Consider the following 17,823-nt stretch of genomic DNA (forward strand, 5'->3'; position numbering starts at 1 on the left):
ACCGACGCGCCGTCACCAACCTCCGTGGTCAGTACAACTAGCCTGGCGCACGTGAGCGAGCCGACCCGCGAGGCCACCGGCGACGCCGGCGCCGCAGACCCCGGGGCCCCAGGGCCCGACGACGCGCCGAGCGGCCAGCAGGCCGAGCCGGTCCCGGGCCAAGAGCCCTCGGCCGCCCCCGGGGCGCCGGGGCCGGTGGCCGACGGCGGCCTGCCGCCGGGGGAGCGCACCGCCCGCCCGGTGCTCGTCGTCGACTACGGCGCCCAGTACGCCCAGCTCATCGCCCGGCGGGTGCGTGAGGCCGACTCCTACTCCGAGGTCGTGCCGGCCAGCTCGAGCGTGCAGGACCTCCTGGCCCGTGATCCGGCCGCGATCATCCTGTCCGGCGGCCCGGCGTCGGTGTACGCCGAGGGAGCTCCCCTCGTCGAGGCGGACCTCTTCGAGGCCGGGGTGCCCGTCCTCGGCATCTGCTACGGCTTCCAGGCCATGGCCAAGGCCCTCGGTGGGGACGTCGCCCGCACCGGCCTGCGCGAGTACGGCGGCACGGACGCCCAGCGCGAGCCGGTCGAGGAGGCCGCCGACGGCCCCGGGGGCAGCAGCGTGCTGCTGTCCGGGCAGCCGCAGCACCAGAGCGTCTGGATGAGCCACGGCGACGCCGTGCGCAGCGCCCCGCCCGGCTTCACGGTGACGGCGTCCTCGCCCGGGGCGCCGGTCGCGGCCTTCGAGGACCACGCCCGCCGCCTCTACGGCGTCCAGTGGCACCCCGAGGTGAAGCACTCGACCTTCGGGCAGGCGGTCATCGAGAACTTCCTGCGCGGTGCCGACGTGCCCGCTGACTGGACGACCGAGGGCGTCATCGCCGAGCAGGTCGAGCGCATCCGCGCCCAGGTGGGGGACGCGCGGGTCGTGTGCGGCCTGTCCGGCGGGGTCGACTCCGCCGTCGCCGCGGCGCTCGTGCACCGCGCGGTCGGCGACCAGCTGACGTGCGTCTTCGTCGACCACGGCCTGCTGCGTGCCGGCGAGGCCGAGCAGGTCGAGCGGGACTACGTGGAGGCGACGGGTGTCGACCTCGTCGTCGTCGACGCCGAGGAGCAGTTCCTGGCCGCGCTCGCCGGCGTCACCGACCCCGAGACCAAGCGCAAGGCCATCGGTCGGGAGTTCATCCGGGCCTTCGAGGGTGCGGCGGCCGACCTCGTCGCGGCAGCGGGCGCGGAGGGCACCGAGGTGCGCTTCCTCGTGCAGGGCACGCTCTACCCCGACGTCGTCGAGTCCGGGGGCACCGTGCACGGCGGCACCAGCTCGACGGCGACGATCAAGAGCCACCACAACGTCGGCGGCCTGCCGGAGGACCTGCAGTTCGAGCTCGTCGAGCCGCTGCGCACGCTGTTCAAGGACGAGGTGCGCGCCGTCGGGGCCGAGCTGGGGCTGCCGGAGGCCATCGTGTGGCGCCAGCCGTTCCCCGGCCCAGGCCTGGGCATCCGGATCATCGGCGAGGTGACGCGCGAGCGGCTCGACACCCTGCGCGCCGCCGACGAGATCGTCCGCGAGGAGCTCACGGCCGCTGGCCTCGACCGCTCCATCTGGCAGTGCCCCGTGGTGCTGCTCGCCGACGTCCGCTCGGTCGGCGTCCAGGGCGACGGTCGCACCTACGGCCATCCCGTGGTCCTGCGGCCCGTGTCCTCCGACGACGCGATGACGGCCGACTGGTCACGTCTGCCGCACGACCTGCTGGCGCGGATCTCCACCCGCATCACCAACGAGGTCGACGAGGTCAACCGCGTCGTCCTCGACGTCACCAGCAAGCCGCCGGGGACGATCGAGTGGGAGTGAGCTGACAGCTCGCCGAGCCCGGACAGGGCCGGAGAGTCCGTGAGCCGTCATGCTGCTGGTCAGGCCGGAAGAGCGAGCAGTGGGAGACCCTCATGGTCACGACGAGTGAGTCCGCGCTGACGGAGCTGTCACAAGTCGACCCGATCCAGGACGCCCGGATCCCCGTCCAGTCCGTGAGGGCGGAGCATCGCGAGGGGCCGGACGGTGCGCCGGTCTACGTGCTTGTCACCATCGGTCCGACACGGGGAGACTGGGACCTCGACGGCGCCTTCCACGTCCGTCAGGCGGTCAGGCGGCGTGCGGCCGAGCTCGGGCTTGTGGACGACGTCGTCGTCGTCCTGGCCTCCGCCGACCCTGACGAACAGCCGTCCGACGAGGACCAGGGGTGAGCGCACGTCCTCTCGACGCTGGAGAGCTGGTGGCTCAGGCACGGCGCCTGGCGGGCTTCGACGCTGGGAGGGGGCGGCCGAGGACTGTCGACTTGCGGTGCGCCATCTCGCGGGCCTATTACGCGCTGTTCCACGAGCTGACCACGCGCGCCGCGCAGGTCCTCGTCGACGGGGAGCTCTCCCGGCCGCCCTCGCGTGAGGCCATCTCGGCGGCGCGGTGGTTCTCCCACACGGACATGCTCACGCTCTGCCAGGCGGTGCTGGGCCAGAAGGGACTCCGAGCGCTGCGCTCCCTTCTCGTCGAGGCCCCTGATGACCTCGCCCGGGTGTGCGAGACCTTCGTCACTCTCCAGTCGTTGAGGCACCTGGCGGACTGCGAGCACTCGTTCGACGTCGACCGCAGGAGCGCGAGGTCGGCGGCGCTCAGTGCCGACGACGCGGTGCAACGGCTTCGGCGCCTGCGCGCCGGCGATGACGCTTCCTACGTCCGCTTCCTCCGGCTGGCCGGCGGAGCCGTCCGCATCGCCAAGGACCGGTGACGTCGTCGCTCAGCCCCTGACGACCGCCAGCGTCTCGCGGGCGATCTGCAGCTCTTCCGCGGTGGGGACGACGAGGACGGCGACGGGCGCGTCGTCGGGGGAGATGCGCCGCGGCTCACGGGAGCGCTCGGCGTTGCGGGCGTCGTCGAGGACGACCCCGAAGGCCTCCAGGCCGGCGAGGGCCCGGGCGCGCACCCCGCTGCTGTTCTCCCCGACGCCGGCGGTGAGCACGACGGCGTCCAGGCGGCCCATCTCGAAGGCGTAGGCGCCGAGGTAGTGCTTGATCCGGTGGGCCATGACCTCCAGCGCCAGCTCGGCGTCCTGGTCCCCGTCGGCGGCACGGCTCTCCACCTCGCGCACGTCCGAGGCGCCGGCGAGGCCCTTGAGGCCGCTGCCGCGGTTGAGCAGCGCGTCGAGCTCCTCGACGCTCACGCCGGTGCGGCGCAGCAGGTGCAGCAGCACGCTGGGGTCGACGTCACCGGAGCGCGTGCCCATGACGAGGCCCTGCAGCGGCGTCAGGCCCATCGACGTGTCCACGCTGCGACCGCCGAGCACGGCCGTGGCCGAGGCGCCGTTGCCGAGGTGCAGCACGACCATCGCGAGCTCCTCGACCGGGCGGCCCAGCACCGCGGCCGCCCGCGGCACCACGGAGGCCACCGACGTGCCGTGGAAGCCGTAGCGCCGCAGCTTCTCGCGCCGGGCGAGGTCGCGGTCGAGGGCGTAGGTGAAGGCCGCCGGCGGCAACGTGGCGTGGAAGGCGGTGTCGAAGACGGCCACGTGCGGCACGCCGGGGACGACCGCACGGGCGACCGAGATGCCCTCGAGGTTGGCCGGGTTGTGCAGCGGGGCGAGGTCGGCGAGCTCGGCGATCGCCCGCTCGACGCCGTCGTCGACGAGCGCCGGCGTCGAGAAGCGGTCGCCGCCGTGGACGACCCGGTGGCCGACCGCGACCAGGCCGGCCTCGGCCAGGTCGGGGCCGTGCTCGGCGAAGGCGTCCACGACGACCCGCAGCGCGGCGCCGTGGTCGGGGACGTCGACCTCGCGCTCGACCGGGTCGGCGCCGGCCACCTCGTGCTCAAGGGCGCCCGGGCCCTGGCCGCCGATGCGCTCGACCTGACCCGCGGCCAGCGACCGCTCGCCGTCGACGTCGAGCAGCTGGTACTTCACCGAGGAGGACCCGGAGTTGAGGACGAGGACGACGCTCACGCGCTCGCCCCCTGCTCCTGGTCGGCCTGCTGCTGCACCTGGGCCTGGACCGCCGTGATGATCACGGTGCTGACGATGTCGCGCACGAGGGCTCCTCGGGAGAGGTCGTTGACGGGCCGGCGCAGCCCCTGCAGCACCGGGCCGATGGCGACGGCGTTCGCGCTGCGCTGCACCGCCTTGTACGTCGTGTTGCCGGTGTTCAGGTCGGGGAAGACGAAGACGGTGGCGCGCCCGGCGACCGCCGAGTCCGGCAGCTTCGTGCGCGCGACGCCGACGTCGACGGCGGCGTCGTACTGGATGGGGCCCTCGACCTCCAGGTCGGGCCGCTGCTGCTTGACCAGGGCGGTGGCCTCCCGCACCTTCTCGACCCCGGCGCCGGAGCCCGAGCCGCCCGTGGAGTAGCTCATCATCGCCACCCGCGGCTCGACCCCGAAGGCCTCGGCGGTGTCGGCGCTGCTCGCCGCGATGTCGGCGAGCGCACCGGCGTCCGGGTCGGGGTTGACGGCGCAGTCGCCGTAGACGAGCACCCGGTCCGGCAGGCACATGAGGAAGACGCTGGAGACGACGTCACGGCCCGGGGCCGTCTTGATGACCTCGAAGGCCGGCCGCAGCGTCTCGGCGGTGGTGTGGACGGCGCCGGAGACCATGCCGTCGGCGTCGCCGAGGTGGACCATGAGCGTCCCGAAGCGCGTGACGTCGGTGAGCAGCCCTCGCGCCGCCTCCGCCGTGACGCCCTTGTGGGCGCGCAGGCGGGCGTACTCGGCGGCGTAGCGCTCCAGGTCGGGGGAGGTGGCGGGGTCCACCACGGCCGCGCCGCCGACGTCGGCGCCGACCTCCTCGGCGACCTGGCGCACCTCCTCCTGCGGGCCCAGCAGCGTGAGGTCGACGACGCCGCCGCGCAGCAGCTCCGCCGCAGCGTGCAGCACGCGCGGCTCCAGGCCCTCGGGCAGCACGACGCGCATCCGCCGGCTGCGGGCCCGCTCGTGCAGGACGGCGGCGAACATCCGCGGCGTCACGGTGACGACGTCGGCGTCCCTCGCGAGGGAGAGCAGCCGGTCGCCGTCGACGTGCGCGGCGAAGAGCTGCTGCGCCGCCCGCACCTGCTCGCGCTCGCGCTCGGTCCGCCGGGAGAGCCGCCCGCGCACCGCGAGGAGCCGTGCGGCGGTCTCGACGGTGCCGAGGTCGGTGGAGACGACGGGCGGGGTGGACTCCCCGAGCCCCTCGAGCAGCCGGACCACCGTCTGCGGCAGGGCGAAGCCGCCGGTGAGGACCACGCCGGCCAGCGGCGGGAAGGTCCTGGAGGTGTGCGCCGTCAGGAGCCCGAGGACGACCTCGCTGCGGTCGCCCGGGACGATGACGACGGCCCGGTCGACGAGGTGGTCGAGGGCGTTGGCCATCGACATGGCGGCGACGACGAGACCGCCGGACTGCTCGTCCAGGCCGGCCTCGTCGCCCAGCACGAGGCGGCCGTCGCAGGCCTCGACGAGCTCGCGGACGCCGACGGCGGTCAGCAGCGGGTCCTCCGGGACGGCGAAGGCCGGGCGGGAGGGCGGGGCCCCGCGCCGGCCCGGCTCCTCCAGGGCGGCGACGACGTCGGCGAGCGCGTCGGGGTCGGCGCGGGTGGCGACGACGCCGACCACGGTGGCGTGCTGGGCCTCGACCTCCCCGCGGGCGACGGCGGCGACGTCGCGCACCTCTTTCGGCGAGCGCCCGAGGGCCTTGACGACCAGGAGGACGGGGGTGCCGAGGTCGGCGGCGATGCGGCCGTTGGCGGCCAGCTCGGTCGGGCCGGCGACGTCGGTGTAGTCGCTGCCGAGGACCATGACGTCGTCGACGCCCGCCGCCAGCGCGCGGTAGCGGCCCAGCACCTCGTCGAGGGCGGCCTCGGGGTCCACGCGCATCGCCTCGTAGCCGACGCCGACGCTCGCGGCGTAGGCCTCGTCGTCGACCTCCCCGCCGGTCAGCTCCGAGAGCAGGACGTCGAGGACGTCGTCGCGGCCCTCTCCGTCGCGCACGAGCGGGCGGAAGACGCCGACCCGGCGCCCGGTGGCGCACATCGCGGCGAGGACGCCGAGGGCCACGGTGGACTTGCGGGTCTCGCCCTCGACGGAGGCGACGTAGAGGCTGGCCACGGCCTCGACGCTAGTAGCCGTGGCCGGGCGGTGCCCAGTTCTCCGGCCGGCAGCCGTGCGGGCCGTCGGCTGTCCTCACCCCGGGGCGGCCGCCCCGACGGTCAGCCGGTGCTGCTCGTCGCCCGCGCGGACGACGTCGACGAGGTGCTCGCCCGCGTCGACGACCGCACCGTCCCAGACGACGCACCGCTCGACCTCGCCCTCGACCCGAGCCCGAGGGTCGACGACGCTGCGACCGCCGGAGGCCGCCAGGTTGGCGGCCAGGTACCGGGCTGGCGTCCCGCAGTCGACGGCCGCCTGCAGGCTCAGGTGCAGGTCGAGGCGGCCGGCGTCGCGCTCGGCGCGCCAGAGCACCTCGAAGAGGCCTGTCGGCTCCGGGTGCAGGTCGCGGACGAGCCGCCAGGGCAGGGCGCAGGCGCCGACGTACCGGACCGCCGGCGGAGGGGGGCCAGCGGCGGGGGCGGCGTGCAGCGGGTCACCCGGGCCGTGGCCCTCGGGCACGACGAGGAGCCGGCAGCGCTCGCCGTCCCACCCGTCGAGGAGGCCGTCGAGACCCGCCGGCAGCCAGGCGTCGGCGTTGGTCAGGACGAGGTCGCGCCCGTCGAGCCAGCTCCGCAGCGCGCCCAGCGCCCCGGCGGTGCCGAGGGCCACGGGGGCCTCGACGGACACGTGGGCGCGCCCCGCCACGGCACCGAGGACCTGCGCGGCGTGCGCGTGGGCGTTGACGGCGAGGTGGTGCCTCGGGTCGGCGACGGTCGGCAGGACGGCGGCGAGCCGGTCGAGGGCGTGGTCGAGCAGCGGGCGACCGCCGACCGGGCACAGCGCCTTGGGACGCAGGTGCGTCAGCGGGGCGAGGCGGGTGCCGGCGCCCGCGGCGAGGACGACGCCGGCGAGGGCGGTCACGACGTCGACGGCGCCTCGGCGACCACGCGCCCGTCGTAGCAGCCGACGTCCTGCGTGCGCCGCAGCAGCTCGACGATCTCGCGGGTGGAGTCGTCGGCGTCCTCCAGCGCGTCGAGGGCCATCCAGCGGTGCTCCTTGGCCTCGCCCCCGGCGACGACGTGGGGTCGCTCGGAGGTGCGAAGCCGGTAGATGACGTCGACGCGGCGGACGCGGGCGTTGACCTGCGTCGTCACCGGCAGGCCGACCTCCACCCGCATCGCCGTCTCCTCGTGGACCTCGCGGACGACGCCCTGCTCGGGGCGCTCGCCGGCGTCGAGCAGGCCTCCCGGCAGCGACCAGCCCACGCGGTGGGGCTGGCGCAGGAAGAGCACCTCGCCGTCGTGCTCGATGGCGACCACCGCACCCACCGTGAAGCCCGGGGTGGCCGCCCGCACGACGGCGCGGCGCACGGGCGCCGGGGAGGCGCGGAAGGCGAGCAGCGCGGCGGTGTAGGCGCGCCGCCGCAGCACGGCCGGGGCCAGGCGCGCCAGCCCGGTCTCCCCGCCGGGCGAGGCCCGCCGGGCCCGGCCGTCGCGAGCCGCCGCCGACGAGGCCGCGTCGGGGGGTGCGTCGTCGGCCATGGTCACGAGCGTAGGGCTGCGCCGCCTCGGGCGCGGGTGGGCGTCGGGCGGGGTGGGCCCGGCGGGCGACCGGGCCCGGCGGGGCGGCGGTAGCGTCGCCGACGTGCGGACGGACCGGCGGGCGGGCGGCGACGGCAAGGCCGAGGAGATGCAGGTCGCCGGCGAGCCCGGTGGGTGGCCGGTCGAGGTCGACCCGTCAGGCGTCACGGGGGAGGTGGCGGTCCCGCGGCAGCGGGTCGGCGCCTACGCGCTCTGCCTGCGCGGCGACGCCGTCCTGCTGTCGCGGCTGGCGCCGGGCACGCCGCGGCCGGGGCGGTGGTCGCTGCCCGGCGGCGGGCTCGACCACGGCGAGGACCCGCGCGACGGAGCCCGCCGCGAGGCGCACGAGGAGACCGGCCTCGACGTCGTCGTCGGCCCCGTCCTGCAGGTCACCTCGGCGCACTTCACGGGGCGCTCGCCGGCGGGGGTGCTCGAGGACTTCCACAGCATCGCGATCGTCTTCCGCGGCACGTGCGAGGACGAGCGCGAGCCCACGGTCACCGAGGTCGGCGGCACGACGGACGCCGCCGCCTGGGTGCCGCTCGCCGACGTCGCCTCAGGTGCGGTGCCCGTCACCGACGTCGTCGAGGCCGCGCTCGCCGCCGCCCGCGACGGCTGAGACCTCCCCCTGCCCGCTCTCCTCCCTCAGCCCGCTCCTCTCCCGCGACGACCTCGCCGCCGTCCCCGCCCCCTCACCGCGATGTGTGACCTCCTCGCGTGGTGCTTCCGCGATGCGACCTTCATGGCGCGGCGGACGCGGCCGGGCTCCCGGGCTGCCGACGTCGCCGGGCGTGCGCGTCGGTGGGCGGTCGTAGGCTCGAGGGCGCCATGAGCACCCTCTTCGACGACCTCCCGCTGCCCGGCCTGCGACCGCGGGGCAGCGGGTCCGGCCCGTCCGGCGCCGCGCCCGCGCGGGGTGCCGCCGGGGTCCGCGAGCGGCTGCGGGCGGCACGGGGCGAGGCCGCCAGCGCGACGTCGCAGGCCCCTCGCACCGGGCCCGGGTCGCCGCGGGCGCTGGCGCTGCTCGACGGCCTCAACCCGCCGCAGCGTGAGGCGGTGCTGCACCGCGGCGGCCCGCTGCTGCTCGTGGCCGGAGCCGGCTCGGGCAAGACCCGGGTGCTCACCCACCGCATCGGGTACCTGCTGGCCGCCCGCGCCGTCCACCCCGGCGAGGTCCTCGCCATCACCTTCACCAACAAGGCCGCGGCCGAGATGCGCGAGCGGGTCGAGGCGCTCGTCGGGCCGGCTGCGAAGGCGATGTGGGTCTCCACCTTCCACTCGGCGTGCGTGCGGATCCTGCGGCGCGAGGCGACGTCCGTCGGCCTGCGCAGCAGCTTCTCGATCTACGACGCCGCCGACAGCCAGCGGCTCATGGCGCTCGTCTGCCGCGAGCTCGACCTCGACCCCAAGCGGCACCCGCCGCGGTCCTTCAGCGCGCAGGTCTCCAACCTCAAGAACGAGCTGGTCGACGACGAGACGTACTCCTCGCGCGTGGCGGCCGAGGGCACGCCCGCCGAGAAGGTGCTGGCCGAGGCCTACCGGCTCTACACGGCGCGGCTGCGCCAGGCCAACGCCCTCGACTTCGACGACATCATCATGCTCACGGTCAACGTGCTGCAGGCCTTCCCCGAGGTGGCGCAGACCTACCGGCGCCGGTTCCGGCACGTGCTCGTCGACGAGTACCAGGACACCAACCACGCCCAGTACGTGCTCGTGCGCGAGCTCGTCGGCGGCGCCGTGCACGGCGCGGAGGCGGAGCGGGCCACCGACGGCTCGACGCCCGGGACGACGGGGGCGCTCGCGCCGTCCGAGCTGACCGTCGTCGGCGACGCCGACCAGTCGATCTACGCCTTCCGCGGCGCCTCGATCCGCAACATCGAGGAGTTCGAGAGCGACTACCCCGACGCGACGACGATCCTGCTGGAGCAGAACTACCGCTCGACGCAGACGATCCTCTCCTCGGCGAACGCCGTCATCGCCCGCAACCCCGACCGGCGTCCGAAGAACCTCTGGACGGCGTCGGGCCAGGGCGAGCCGGTCGTCGGCTACGTCGCCGACACCGAGCACGACGAGGCCGCCTTCATCGCCGAGGAGGTCGACCGCCTGCACGACACCGCGGGCGTGCGGTACGGCGACGTCGCGGTCTTCTACCGGACCAACGCCCAGTCCCGGGCGCTGGAGGAGGTGCTGATCCGCACCGGCGTGCCCTACAAGGTCGTCGGCGGCACGCGCTTCTACGAGCGCCGCGAGATCAAGGACGCGCTCGCCTACCTGCGGGTGCTCGCCAACGCCACCGACACCGTCAACCTGCGCCGCGTCCTCAACGTGCCGAAGCGCGGCATCGGGGACCGCGCCGAGGCGAGCATCGCCGCGCTGGCCGAGCGCGAGCGCATCCCCTTCGCCGCGGCGCTCGGCCGGGCCGAGGACGCCCCCGGCATCGCGACGCGCAGCCTCGCCGCCGTCTCACGCTTCCGGGACCTGCTCGAGGAGCTGCGCACGGTCGTCGAGGGCGGCGCCGGCCCCGCGGCCGTGCTCGAGGCGGTGCTGGACCGCACCGGGTACGTCGACGAGCTGCGCCGCAGCGGGGACCCGCAGGACGAGTCGCGGGTGGAGAACCTCGCCGAGCTCGTCGCGGTGGCGGGGGAGTACGAGACGACCAACCCGCAGGGCTCCCTCGGGGACTTCCTCGAGCAGGTCTCGCTCGTCGCCGACGCCGACGAGATCCCCGACGAGCCGGACGGCGAGGCGCACCCCGACGACGTCGCCGCGGCTCAGGCGGCGGCGGCGCAGGGCGTCGTCACGCTCATGACCCTGCACACGGCGAAGGGGCTGGAGTTCCCCGTCGTCTTCCTCACCGGCATGGAGGAGGGCGTCTTCCCGCACCAGCGCTCGCTGGCCGACCCCACCGAGCTGGCCGAGGAGCGGCGCCTGGCCTACGTCGGGCTCACCCGCGCCCGGGACCGGCTCTACCTCTCCCGGGCGGCGGTCCGGACGGCGTGGGGCCAGCCGCAGTTCAACCCGGCGAGCCGCTTCCTCGACGACGTCCCGCCGGACCTGCTGCACTGGCGCCGCGGCGCGTCGAGCTCGGTGGCGCCGAGCTCGACGCCGGCGGTCGCGCGTCTGGCGCAGCGGCCCGGCGTCCGCTCGCCGGGCAACCGCGAGGTGGTGCACCTGGAGGGCGGCGACCGCGTCACGCACGACGCCTTCGGGCTGGGGACGGTCGTGCGGGTCGACGGCTCCGGGGACAAGGCCGTCGCGCACGTCGACTTCGGCGACCAGGGCGTCAAGCGTCTGCTGCTGCGCTACGCGCCCGTCGAGAAGCTCTGACCCTCCCGCCCGCTGCTCCACCTCGCCCGCCTCCGCGACGTCACGCGAGGCGCTGGCCGTCGCCCGGTGACGGGGCGGGGGAGCAAGGGGAGCCAGGGGTGTGCCGTGGGCGGCGGTCCAGCCTGCTCACAGGTACGGTCCGTCCACCGCGCCGGGGCGTCCGGTCGGCAGATCGACGACGACCAAGGAGCCCGCGTGCTGCCAGGTTTCCTCCAGCGGTCCCGCACGGTCGCGGGACCCGGCTTCAACCGGTGGATCATCCCGCCGGCGGCCCTCGCGGTCCACCTGTGCATCGGCCAGGTCTACGCGACCAGCGTCTACAAGCAAGCCCTCGTCGACCACTTCGGCACCGGGCAGACGGCGATCGGCGTCGTCTTCTCCATCGCCATCGTCATGCTCGGGCTCTCGGCCGCGACCTTCGGCTCCTGGGTCGACAAGAACGGCCCCCGCGCCGCGATGTTCGTCTCCGCGTGCTGCTGGGCCACCGGCTTCCTCGTCGGCTCCCTCGGCATCGCGACGAGCCAGCTGTGGCTGCTCTACCTCGGCTACGGCGTCATCGGCGGCATCGGGCTCGGGATCGGCTACATCTCCCCGGTCTCGACCCTCATCAAGTGGTTCCCCGACCGCCCGGGCCTGGCCACCGGCATGGCCATCATGGGCTTCGGCGGCGGTGCGCTCATCGCCAGCCCGCTCTCGACGCAGCTGCTCACCGTCTTCAGCGGCGGCGACATCGCGGACGTGGACGGCGGTGCGGTGGCCCGGCTCTTCCTCACGCTCGGCGTCGTCTACTTCGTCGTCATGATGTTCGGCGTCTTCACCGTCCGCGTCGCCCCGCCGGACTACGCCCCCGCCGGCTACGACCCCTCGACGAAGAAGCAGAAGTCGATGGTGACCACGGGTCAGGTCACGGTCCGCAACGCCATGAAGGCCCCGCAGTTCTGGCTGCTGTGGGTCGTGCTGTTCTGCAACGTCACCGCCGGGATCGGCATCCTCGAGCAGGCCTCGCCGATGATCCAGGACTTCTTCCGCGACGGCGGGACCTCCGCCATCACCGCGGCCGCCGCCGGCGGCTTCGTCGGCCTCATCGCCCTCGGCAACATGGCGGGGCGCTTCGTGTGGAGCTCGACGAGCGACGTCATCGGCCGCAAGAACATCTACATGGTCTACCTGGGCGTCGGTGCCGTGCTCTACGCGCTGCTGGCGCTCTTCGGGCAGACGTCGACGGCGCTCTTCGTCCTCTTCGCCTTCGTCATCCTGTCCTTCTACGGCGGCGGGTTCGCCACCATCCCGGCGTACCTGCGGGACCTGTTCGGCACCCTGCAGGTCGGCGCCATCCACGGCCGGCTACTGACGGCCTGGTCTGCCGCCGGCATCGCTGGGCCGCTCATCGTCAACGCCATCCTCGACGCGCAGGGGCAGCCGGGCTCGCTCAACGCGGCCGACTACCGCCCGGCGCTGCTGACGATGGTCGTGCTGCTCGTCGTCGGCTTCATCGCCAACCTGCTCGTGAAGCCGGTCTCCGAGGCGCTGCAGGAGCCTCCCGCGTCCTCCGGGCCGACCGGGGCGGGCGCCTCGACCGACGACGCCACGAAGGCGGGGAGCCGTCAGCCCGAGTCCTCGGGCAGCCGCGGCTGACCGCTGCTGGGTGGACCTGCCTGCCCGGCGGGTCCACCCGGCAGCACCGATCTCTCCCACCAGGAGGCGGGCCGCGCCCGTCTCGACCCAGGAGGACCCATGAGCTCTGCCGACGCGGCCGTCGAGCCCGGCGCCAACGACCCCGCCCCGTCCGTCCAGAAGATCTTCGTCGCCGTGGGGTGGACCGTCACCGGTGTCCCGCTGGTCTACGGGCTCGTCCAGACGGTCCGCCGGGCCCTCACGCTCTTCACCGGCTGAGCGGCGCTCCCGTCGCGGACGACGAAGGGCCCCACCCGACTCGGGTGGGGCCCTTCGTCGTCGGTCAAGCGCCCCGGCTCCCTGCGCCGGACTGCGACGACTGCCTCGACGCGGCGGAGGCGGTGCCGGTCAGCTCGGGACGCGGGGCTGGACGTCGTGCTTCTTCTTCCAGCCGTCCTCGACCTCGCCCGTGTCGTGCGGCCGCTCGTCGCCGTGGTGGGGCCGCGAGGGGTGCACCGTGACGACGACCGACTTCGACGTCGGGCAGTTGCTGCCCTCGGCCGCCGACTCCAGCGGCACCAGCGGGTTGGTCTCGGGGTAGTAGGAGGCCACGCAGCCCTCGGGCGTCGGGTAGGCGACGACCCGGAACTCCCGGGCCCAGCGGTCGGCCTCGCCCGGCCAGTGGCTCGCGATGTCGACGACCTGGCCGTCACGCAGGCCGTGCGCCGCGATGTCCGCCTCGTTCATCATGACGACGCGGCGGGCGAGCTTGATGCCCCGGTAGCGGTCGTCGAGGCCGTAGATCGTCGTGTTGAACTGGTCGTGGCTGCGCAGGGTCTGCAGCAGCAGCCGGCCCTCGGGGACCTCGATGGTCTCCAGCGGGCTCGTGCTCATGACGGCCTTGCCCTGCTTCGTCGGGAAGGTGCGCGAGTCCCGCGGCGGGTGGGGCAGCACGAAGCCGCCGGGCCGCTCGACCTTCTCGGCGTAGGCCGCCGCGCTCGGCACGACCCGCGAGATGGCCCGGCGGATCGTCGTGTAGTCGCTGCGGAAGGCCGACCAGCCGATCGAGCCCAGCGCCGCGCCGTCCCCGGCGCCCGGGCGGTCGGCCAGCCGACGGGCCAGGGCCTCGCCGAGGGAGCACACGACGTCGACCTCGCTCTTGAGGTGCGGGCTCGCCGCCGGCAGCCGGCCGCGGGAGGCGTGGACGGCCGACATCGAGTCCTCGACCGTGATGGCCTGCTCGCGCCCGCCCGTCATGTCCTTCTCCGTCCGGCCCAGGACGGGGAGGATGAGCGCCTCCTGGCCGCAGACCGCGTGCGAGCGGTTGAGCTTGGTGGACACGTGCACCGTCAGCCCGGCCCGCCGCATGGCGGCCTCCACGACGTCGGTGTCGGGCGCCGCGGAGACGAAGTTGCCCCCCATGCCCATGAAGACCTTGGCCTCGCCGTCGCGCAGGGCGCGGATGCCGTCGACCGTGTCGTGCCCGTGCTCGCGCGGTGGCTCGAAGCCGAACTCCGCCGCCAGCGCGTCGAGGAAGTGGTCCGGCACCTTCTCCCAGATCCCCATCGTCCGGTCGCCCTGGACGTTGGAGTGCCCGCGGACGGGGCACAGCCCCGCGCCGGGGCGCCCGATGTCGCCCTTGAGCATGGCGACGTTGACGAGCTCCTTGATGGTGGCGACCGCGTGCCGGTGCTGGGTGATGCCCATCGCCCAGCAGACGACCGTGGCGGGGGAGTCGCGGAACATCCCCGCCGCCGTGGTGATCTGCTCACGCGTGAGACCGGTGGAGCGGAGCACGAGGTCCCAGTCCAGGTCGCGGACGTTCTCGGCGTAGGACTCGAAGCCGGTCGTGTACTGCGCGAGGAAGTCGCGGTCGACGACGCCAGGCCCGCCCGCGGCGCGGGACTCCTCGTCCCAGCGCAGGAGCAGGTGCCCGATGGCCTGCCACAGCGCCATGTCCCCGCCGATGCGGATGGGCAGGTACTCGTCGGCGAGGTCGATGCCGCGCACCACGCCACCGACGTGCTGGGGGTTCTTGAAGCCCATGAGCCCGGTCTCGGGCAGGGGGTTGACCGCGAGGATCTTCGCCCCGTTCTTCTTCGCGATCTCCAGCGCGGAGAGCATGCGCGGGTGGTTGGTGCCCGGGTTCTGGCCGACGACGACGAGCAGGCCCGCCTCCTGCACGTCCTTGAGGCTGACGCTGCCCTTGCCGATGCCGATCGTCTCGGCGAGCGCCACCGACGTCGACTCGTGGCACATGTTCGAGCAGTCGGGCAGGTTGTTCGTGCCGTAGGCCCGCACGAGCAGCTGGTAGAGGAACGCGGCCTCGTTGCTCGTGCGCCCCGAGGTGTAGAAGAGGGCCTCGTCGGGGCTGTCCAGGCCGGCGAGGCGGTCGGCGAGCAGGTCGAAGGCGTCCTCCCAGGAGATCGCCTCGTAGTGCTCGGAGCCGGCGCGGCGGACCACCGGGTGGGTGAGGCGCCCCTGCTGGCCGAGCCAGTAGTCCGTCTTCTGCGCGAGGTCGGTGATCGAGTGCCGGGCGAAGAACTCGGGGCCGATGCGACGCAGCGTCGCCTCCTCGGCGACGGCCTTGGCGCCGTTCTCGCAGAACTCCGCCAGGTGGCGCTCGCCGGTGGCCGGGTCGGGCCACGCACAGCTGGTGCAGTCGAAGCCGTCGACCTGGTTGAGCCGCGACAGCGTCCTCGCGGTGCGGACCAGGCCCATCTGCTCCACCGACCGGGAGAGCGCGACGGCGACGGCGGTGACACCCGCGGCCTTGTCGTGCACGTGGCCGCGCTCGAGGTCCAGCTCGTCGATGTCCTGCACGGGTGCGTCGGTCGCCATCGTCCTGCCTCTCGCCGTGCCGCCCGGGGTGGCCCCGAGGGGTCTGCGCGTCGTCGGGCACAGCTGCGCCCGCGACCACGGTAACCGCGGGGGCCGACAGGCTCCCGTCGGCCGGCCCGTGGGCGTGCGCCCGCCCCCGCCCGGGCCGGCGGCGGGGGACGGCGTCCGTGGGCAGCACCTCGCGGCGGCCTGTCGCCCGCGAGGAGGGGGCAGGGGCCTCGCCACTAGGGTCGCCCGCGGTGCCGCCGACCGGCGGCAGGACCCCGAGGTGAGGATCGCTGGTGGACCTCTTCGAGTACCAGGCCCGGGACGTCTTCGAGCGGCACGGCGTCCCCGTGCTGCGCGGGGTCGTCGCCACGACGCCGCAGGAGGCGCGCGAGGCGGCCGAGCAGCTCGGCGGCGGTGTCGTCGTCGTCAAGGCGCAGGTCAAGACAGGCGGTCGCGGCAAGGCGGGCGGCGTCAAGGTGGCCAAGGGGCCCGAGGAGGCGCAGGCGCACGCCGAGGCCATCCTCGGCATGGACATCAAGGGCCACACCGTGCACCGCGTGATGGTCGCCGAGGGCGCCGCCATCGCGCAGGAGTACTACTTCTCCCTCCTCCTGGACCGCTCCGAGCGCCGGCTGCTCGCGATGGCCTCCGTCGAGGGCGGCGTGGAGATCGAGCAGCTCGCCGTCGAGCGGCCCGAGGCCCTGGCCCGCGTGGCCGTCGACCCGCGCACCGGCGTCGACCGGGCGAAGGCCGAGGAGATCGCCGACGCCGCCGGCTTCCCCGCCGACGTGCGCGAGCAGGCCGTCGAGGTCTTCCAGAAGCTGTGGCTCGTCTACCGCGAGGAGGACGCGACCCTCGTCGAGGTCAACCCCCTCGTGCGCACCGAGGGCGGCGACGTCGTCGCCCTCGACGGCAAGGTGACGCTCGACGAGAACGCCGGCTTCCGGCACGAGGACCACGCCGGGCTGGAGGACGCCGAGGCGGCCGACCCCCTGGAGGCCAAGGCCGCGGCCAAGGGCCTCAACTACGTCAAGCTCGACGGCGAGGTCGGCATCATCGGCAACGGCGCGGGGCTCGTCATGAGCACCCTCGACGTCGTCGCCTACGCCGGCGAGGCGCACGGGGTGAAGCCCGCCAACTTCCTCGACATCGGCGGCGGCGCCTCGGCGCAGGTCATGGCCGACGGCCTCGACGTCATCCTCGGCGACGAGCAGGTGCGCAGCGTCTTCGTCAACGTCTTCGGCGGTATCACGGCGTGCGACGCCGTCGCCAACGGCATCGTCTCGGCGCTGGAGATCCTCGGCGACGCGGCCACCAAGCCCCTCGTCGTCCGGCTGGACGGCAACAACGTCGTCGAGGGGCGACGGATCCTCGACGAGGCGGCGCACCCGCTGGTGACCCTCGCCGACACCATGGACGGGGCCGCCGCGACAGCGGCCGAGCTCGCGGCAGCGAAGTAAGGACGGCACAGACATGGCGATCTTCCTCGACGAGAGCAGCACCGTCGTCGTCCAGGGCATGACGGGCTCGGAGGGCACCAAGCACACGACGCGGATGCTGGCCTCCGGCACGCGCGTCGTCGGCGGCGTCAACCCGCGCAAGGCGGGGACCTCGCAGGACTTCACCTACACCGACGCGGGCGGCCAGGAGCAGACGACGGCGGTGCCCGTCTTCGGCTCCGTCGCCGAGGCCATGGCCGAGACCGGCGCGGACGTCACGGTGCTCTTCGTGCCGCCGCCCTTCGCCAAGGCCGCCGTCGTGGAGGCGGTCGACGCGGGCATCGGCCTGGCGGTCGTCATCACCGAGGGCATCCCGGTCAAGGACACGGCCGAGTTCTACGCCTACGCCGCCGAGAAGGGCACCACCCGGCTGGTCGGGCCGAACTGCCCCGGCCTCATCAGCCCCGGCAAGGCCAACGCCGGCATCATCCCGGCGGACATCACCGGCCCGGGCCGCATCGGGCTCGTCTCCAAGTCGGGCACGCTGACCTACCAGATGATGTACGAGCTGCGGGACCTGGGCTTCTCCACCGCCGTCGGCATCGGCGGCGACCCGGTCGTCGGGACGACGCACATCGACGCGCTCGCGGCCTTCCAGGCCGACCCCGACACGGACGCCGTCGTGATGATCGGCGAGATCGGCGGGGACGCCGAGGAGCGGGCTGCCGCGTACATCGCCGAGCACGTCACCAAGCCGGTCGTCGGCTACGTCGCCGGCTTCACCGCCCCCGAGGGCAAGACGATGGGCCACGCCGGCGCCATCGTCTCGGGCTCGGCCGGCACGGCCGAGGCCAAGAAGGAGGCCCTGGAGAAGGCCGGCGTCCGCGTGGGCAAGACGCCGACCGAGACGGCGAGGCTGCTGCGGGAGGCGATCGCCGGCTGACGCGGCGTGGCGG

At 74.4% G+C, this 17,823-nt stretch carries 14 protein-coding genes; 9 read left to right on the forward strand and 5 right to left on the reverse strand.

The window, feature by feature from the left end:
• Positions 1 to 195 precede the first annotated feature (195 nt).
• The 3 genes from guaA to WDV86_RS10020 all read left to right on the forward strand — a co-directional run bounded on the left by guaA (position 196) and on the right by WDV86_RS10020 (position 2,758).
• Positions 196 to 1,830 (forward strand): glutamine-hydrolyzing GMP synthase, encoded by a 1,635-nt coding sequence (gene guaA, locus WDV86_RS10010; protein WP_445263021.1) that lies wholly within the window; start codon positions 196 to 198, stop codon positions 1,828 to 1,830.
• Positions 1,831 to 1,922: 92 nt separating this feature from the next.
• Entirely contained in the window at positions 1,923 to 2,219 is a 297-nt protein-coding gene (locus tag WDV86_RS10015) for a hypothetical protein (protein WP_339567485.1), read from the forward strand.
• Positions 2,216 to 2,758 carry a hypothetical protein gene (locus WDV86_RS10020; RefSeq protein WP_339567486.1) on the forward strand — a complete coding sequence of 181 codons (543 nt, stop codon included), beginning with the start codon at positions 2,216 to 2,218 and terminating at the stop codon, positions 2,756 to 2,758. The genes WDV86_RS10015 and WDV86_RS10020 overlap by 4 nt, the downstream gene beginning before the upstream one ends.
• Positions 2,759 to 2,767: 9 nt before the next feature.
• Here WDV86_RS10020 and WDV86_RS10025 read toward each other — a convergent pair whose 3' ends face one another.
• From WDV86_RS10025 to WDV86_RS10040, 4 genes are all read right to left on the reverse strand, one after another.
• Entirely contained in the window at positions 2,768 to 3,964 is a 1,197-nt protein-coding gene (locus WDV86_RS10025; RefSeq protein ID WP_339567487.1) for an acetate/propionate family kinase, read from the reverse strand.
• Positions 3,961 to 6,096, reverse strand: coding sequence for a phosphate acetyltransferase (gene pta, locus WDV86_RS10030; protein ID WP_339567488.1), 2,136 nt, complete (start codon positions 6,094 to 6,096; stop codon positions 3,961 to 3,963). The genes WDV86_RS10025 and pta overlap by 4 nt, the downstream gene beginning before the upstream one ends.
• A gap of 75 nt (positions 6,097 to 6,171) precedes the next feature.
• On the reverse strand, positions 6,172 to 6,999 hold the full coding sequence (locus tag WDV86_RS10035) for a sugar phosphate nucleotidyltransferase (protein WP_339567489.1): 828 nt from the start codon (positions 6,997 to 6,999) through the stop codon (positions 6,172 to 6,174).
• Positions 6,996 to 7,619 (reverse strand): NUDIX hydrolase, encoded by a 624-nt coding sequence (locus tag WDV86_RS10040; RefSeq protein ID WP_339567490.1) that lies wholly within the window; start codon positions 7,617 to 7,619, stop codon positions 6,996 to 6,998. The genes WDV86_RS10035 and WDV86_RS10040 overlap by 4 nt, the downstream gene beginning before the upstream one ends.
• Here WDV86_RS10040 and WDV86_RS10045 point away from each other — a divergent pair.
• The 4 genes from WDV86_RS10045 (at position 7,618) to WDV86_RS10060 (ending at position 12,878) form a co-directional block, all read left to right on the forward strand.
• Complete coding sequence (locus WDV86_RS10045) at positions 7,618 to 8,277, forward strand: NUDIX hydrolase (protein ID WP_339567491.1); 660 nt, start codon at positions 7,618 to 7,620, stop codon at positions 8,275 to 8,277. The genes WDV86_RS10040 and WDV86_RS10045 overlap by 2 nt on opposite strands.
• Positions 8,278 to 8,486: 209 nt before the next feature.
• Positions 8,487 to 10,985, forward strand: a complete 2,499-nt coding sequence (pcrA, locus tag WDV86_RS10050) for a DNA helicase PcrA (RefSeq protein ID WP_339567492.1) — start codon at positions 8,487 to 8,489, stop codon at positions 10,983 to 10,985.
• Between the two features lie 198 nt (positions 10,986 to 11,183).
• Entirely contained in the window at positions 11,184 to 12,620 is a 1,437-nt protein-coding gene (locus tag WDV86_RS10055) for an L-lactate MFS transporter (protein ID WP_445263022.1), read from the forward strand.
• A gap of 99 nt (positions 12,621 to 12,719) precedes the next feature.
• Positions 12,720 to 12,878, forward strand: a complete 159-nt coding sequence (locus WDV86_RS10060; RefSeq protein ID WP_339567494.1) for an MFS transporter small subunit — start codon at positions 12,720 to 12,722, stop codon at positions 12,876 to 12,878.
• A gap of 129 nt (positions 12,879 to 13,007) precedes the next feature.
• Here WDV86_RS10060 and WDV86_RS10065 read toward each other — a convergent pair whose 3' ends face one another.
• Positions 13,008 to 15,440: an FdhF/YdeP family oxidoreductase gene (locus tag WDV86_RS10065; protein ID WP_339567495.1), complete on the reverse strand. Its 2,433-nt coding sequence runs from the start codon at positions 15,438 to 15,440 to the stop codon at positions 13,008 to 13,010.
• A 281-nt stretch (positions 15,441 to 15,721) separates the two neighbouring features.
• On the opposite strand from WDV86_RS10065, the gene sucC reads away from it, so the two are divergent.
• The gene (sucC, locus tag WDV86_RS10070; RefSeq protein WP_339567496.1) at positions 15,722 to 16,888 is read left to right on the forward strand and encodes an ADP-forming succinate--CoA ligase subunit beta; all 1,167 of its coding nucleotides are present in this window, start codon (positions 15,722 to 15,724) and stop codon (positions 16,886 to 16,888) included.
• A gap of 13 nt (positions 16,889 to 16,901) precedes the next feature.
• Entirely contained in the window at positions 16,902 to 17,810 is a 909-nt protein-coding gene (sucD, locus tag WDV86_RS10075) for a succinate--CoA ligase subunit alpha (RefSeq protein WP_339567497.1), read from the forward strand.
• The last annotated feature ends 13 nt before the right edge of the window (positions 17,811 to 17,823 follow it).

The organism is Pseudokineococcus sp. 1T1Z-3, assembly GCF_037482365.1.
Lineage (GTDB): Bacteria > Actinomycetota > Actinomycetes > Actinomycetales > Quadrisphaeraceae > Pseudokineococcus.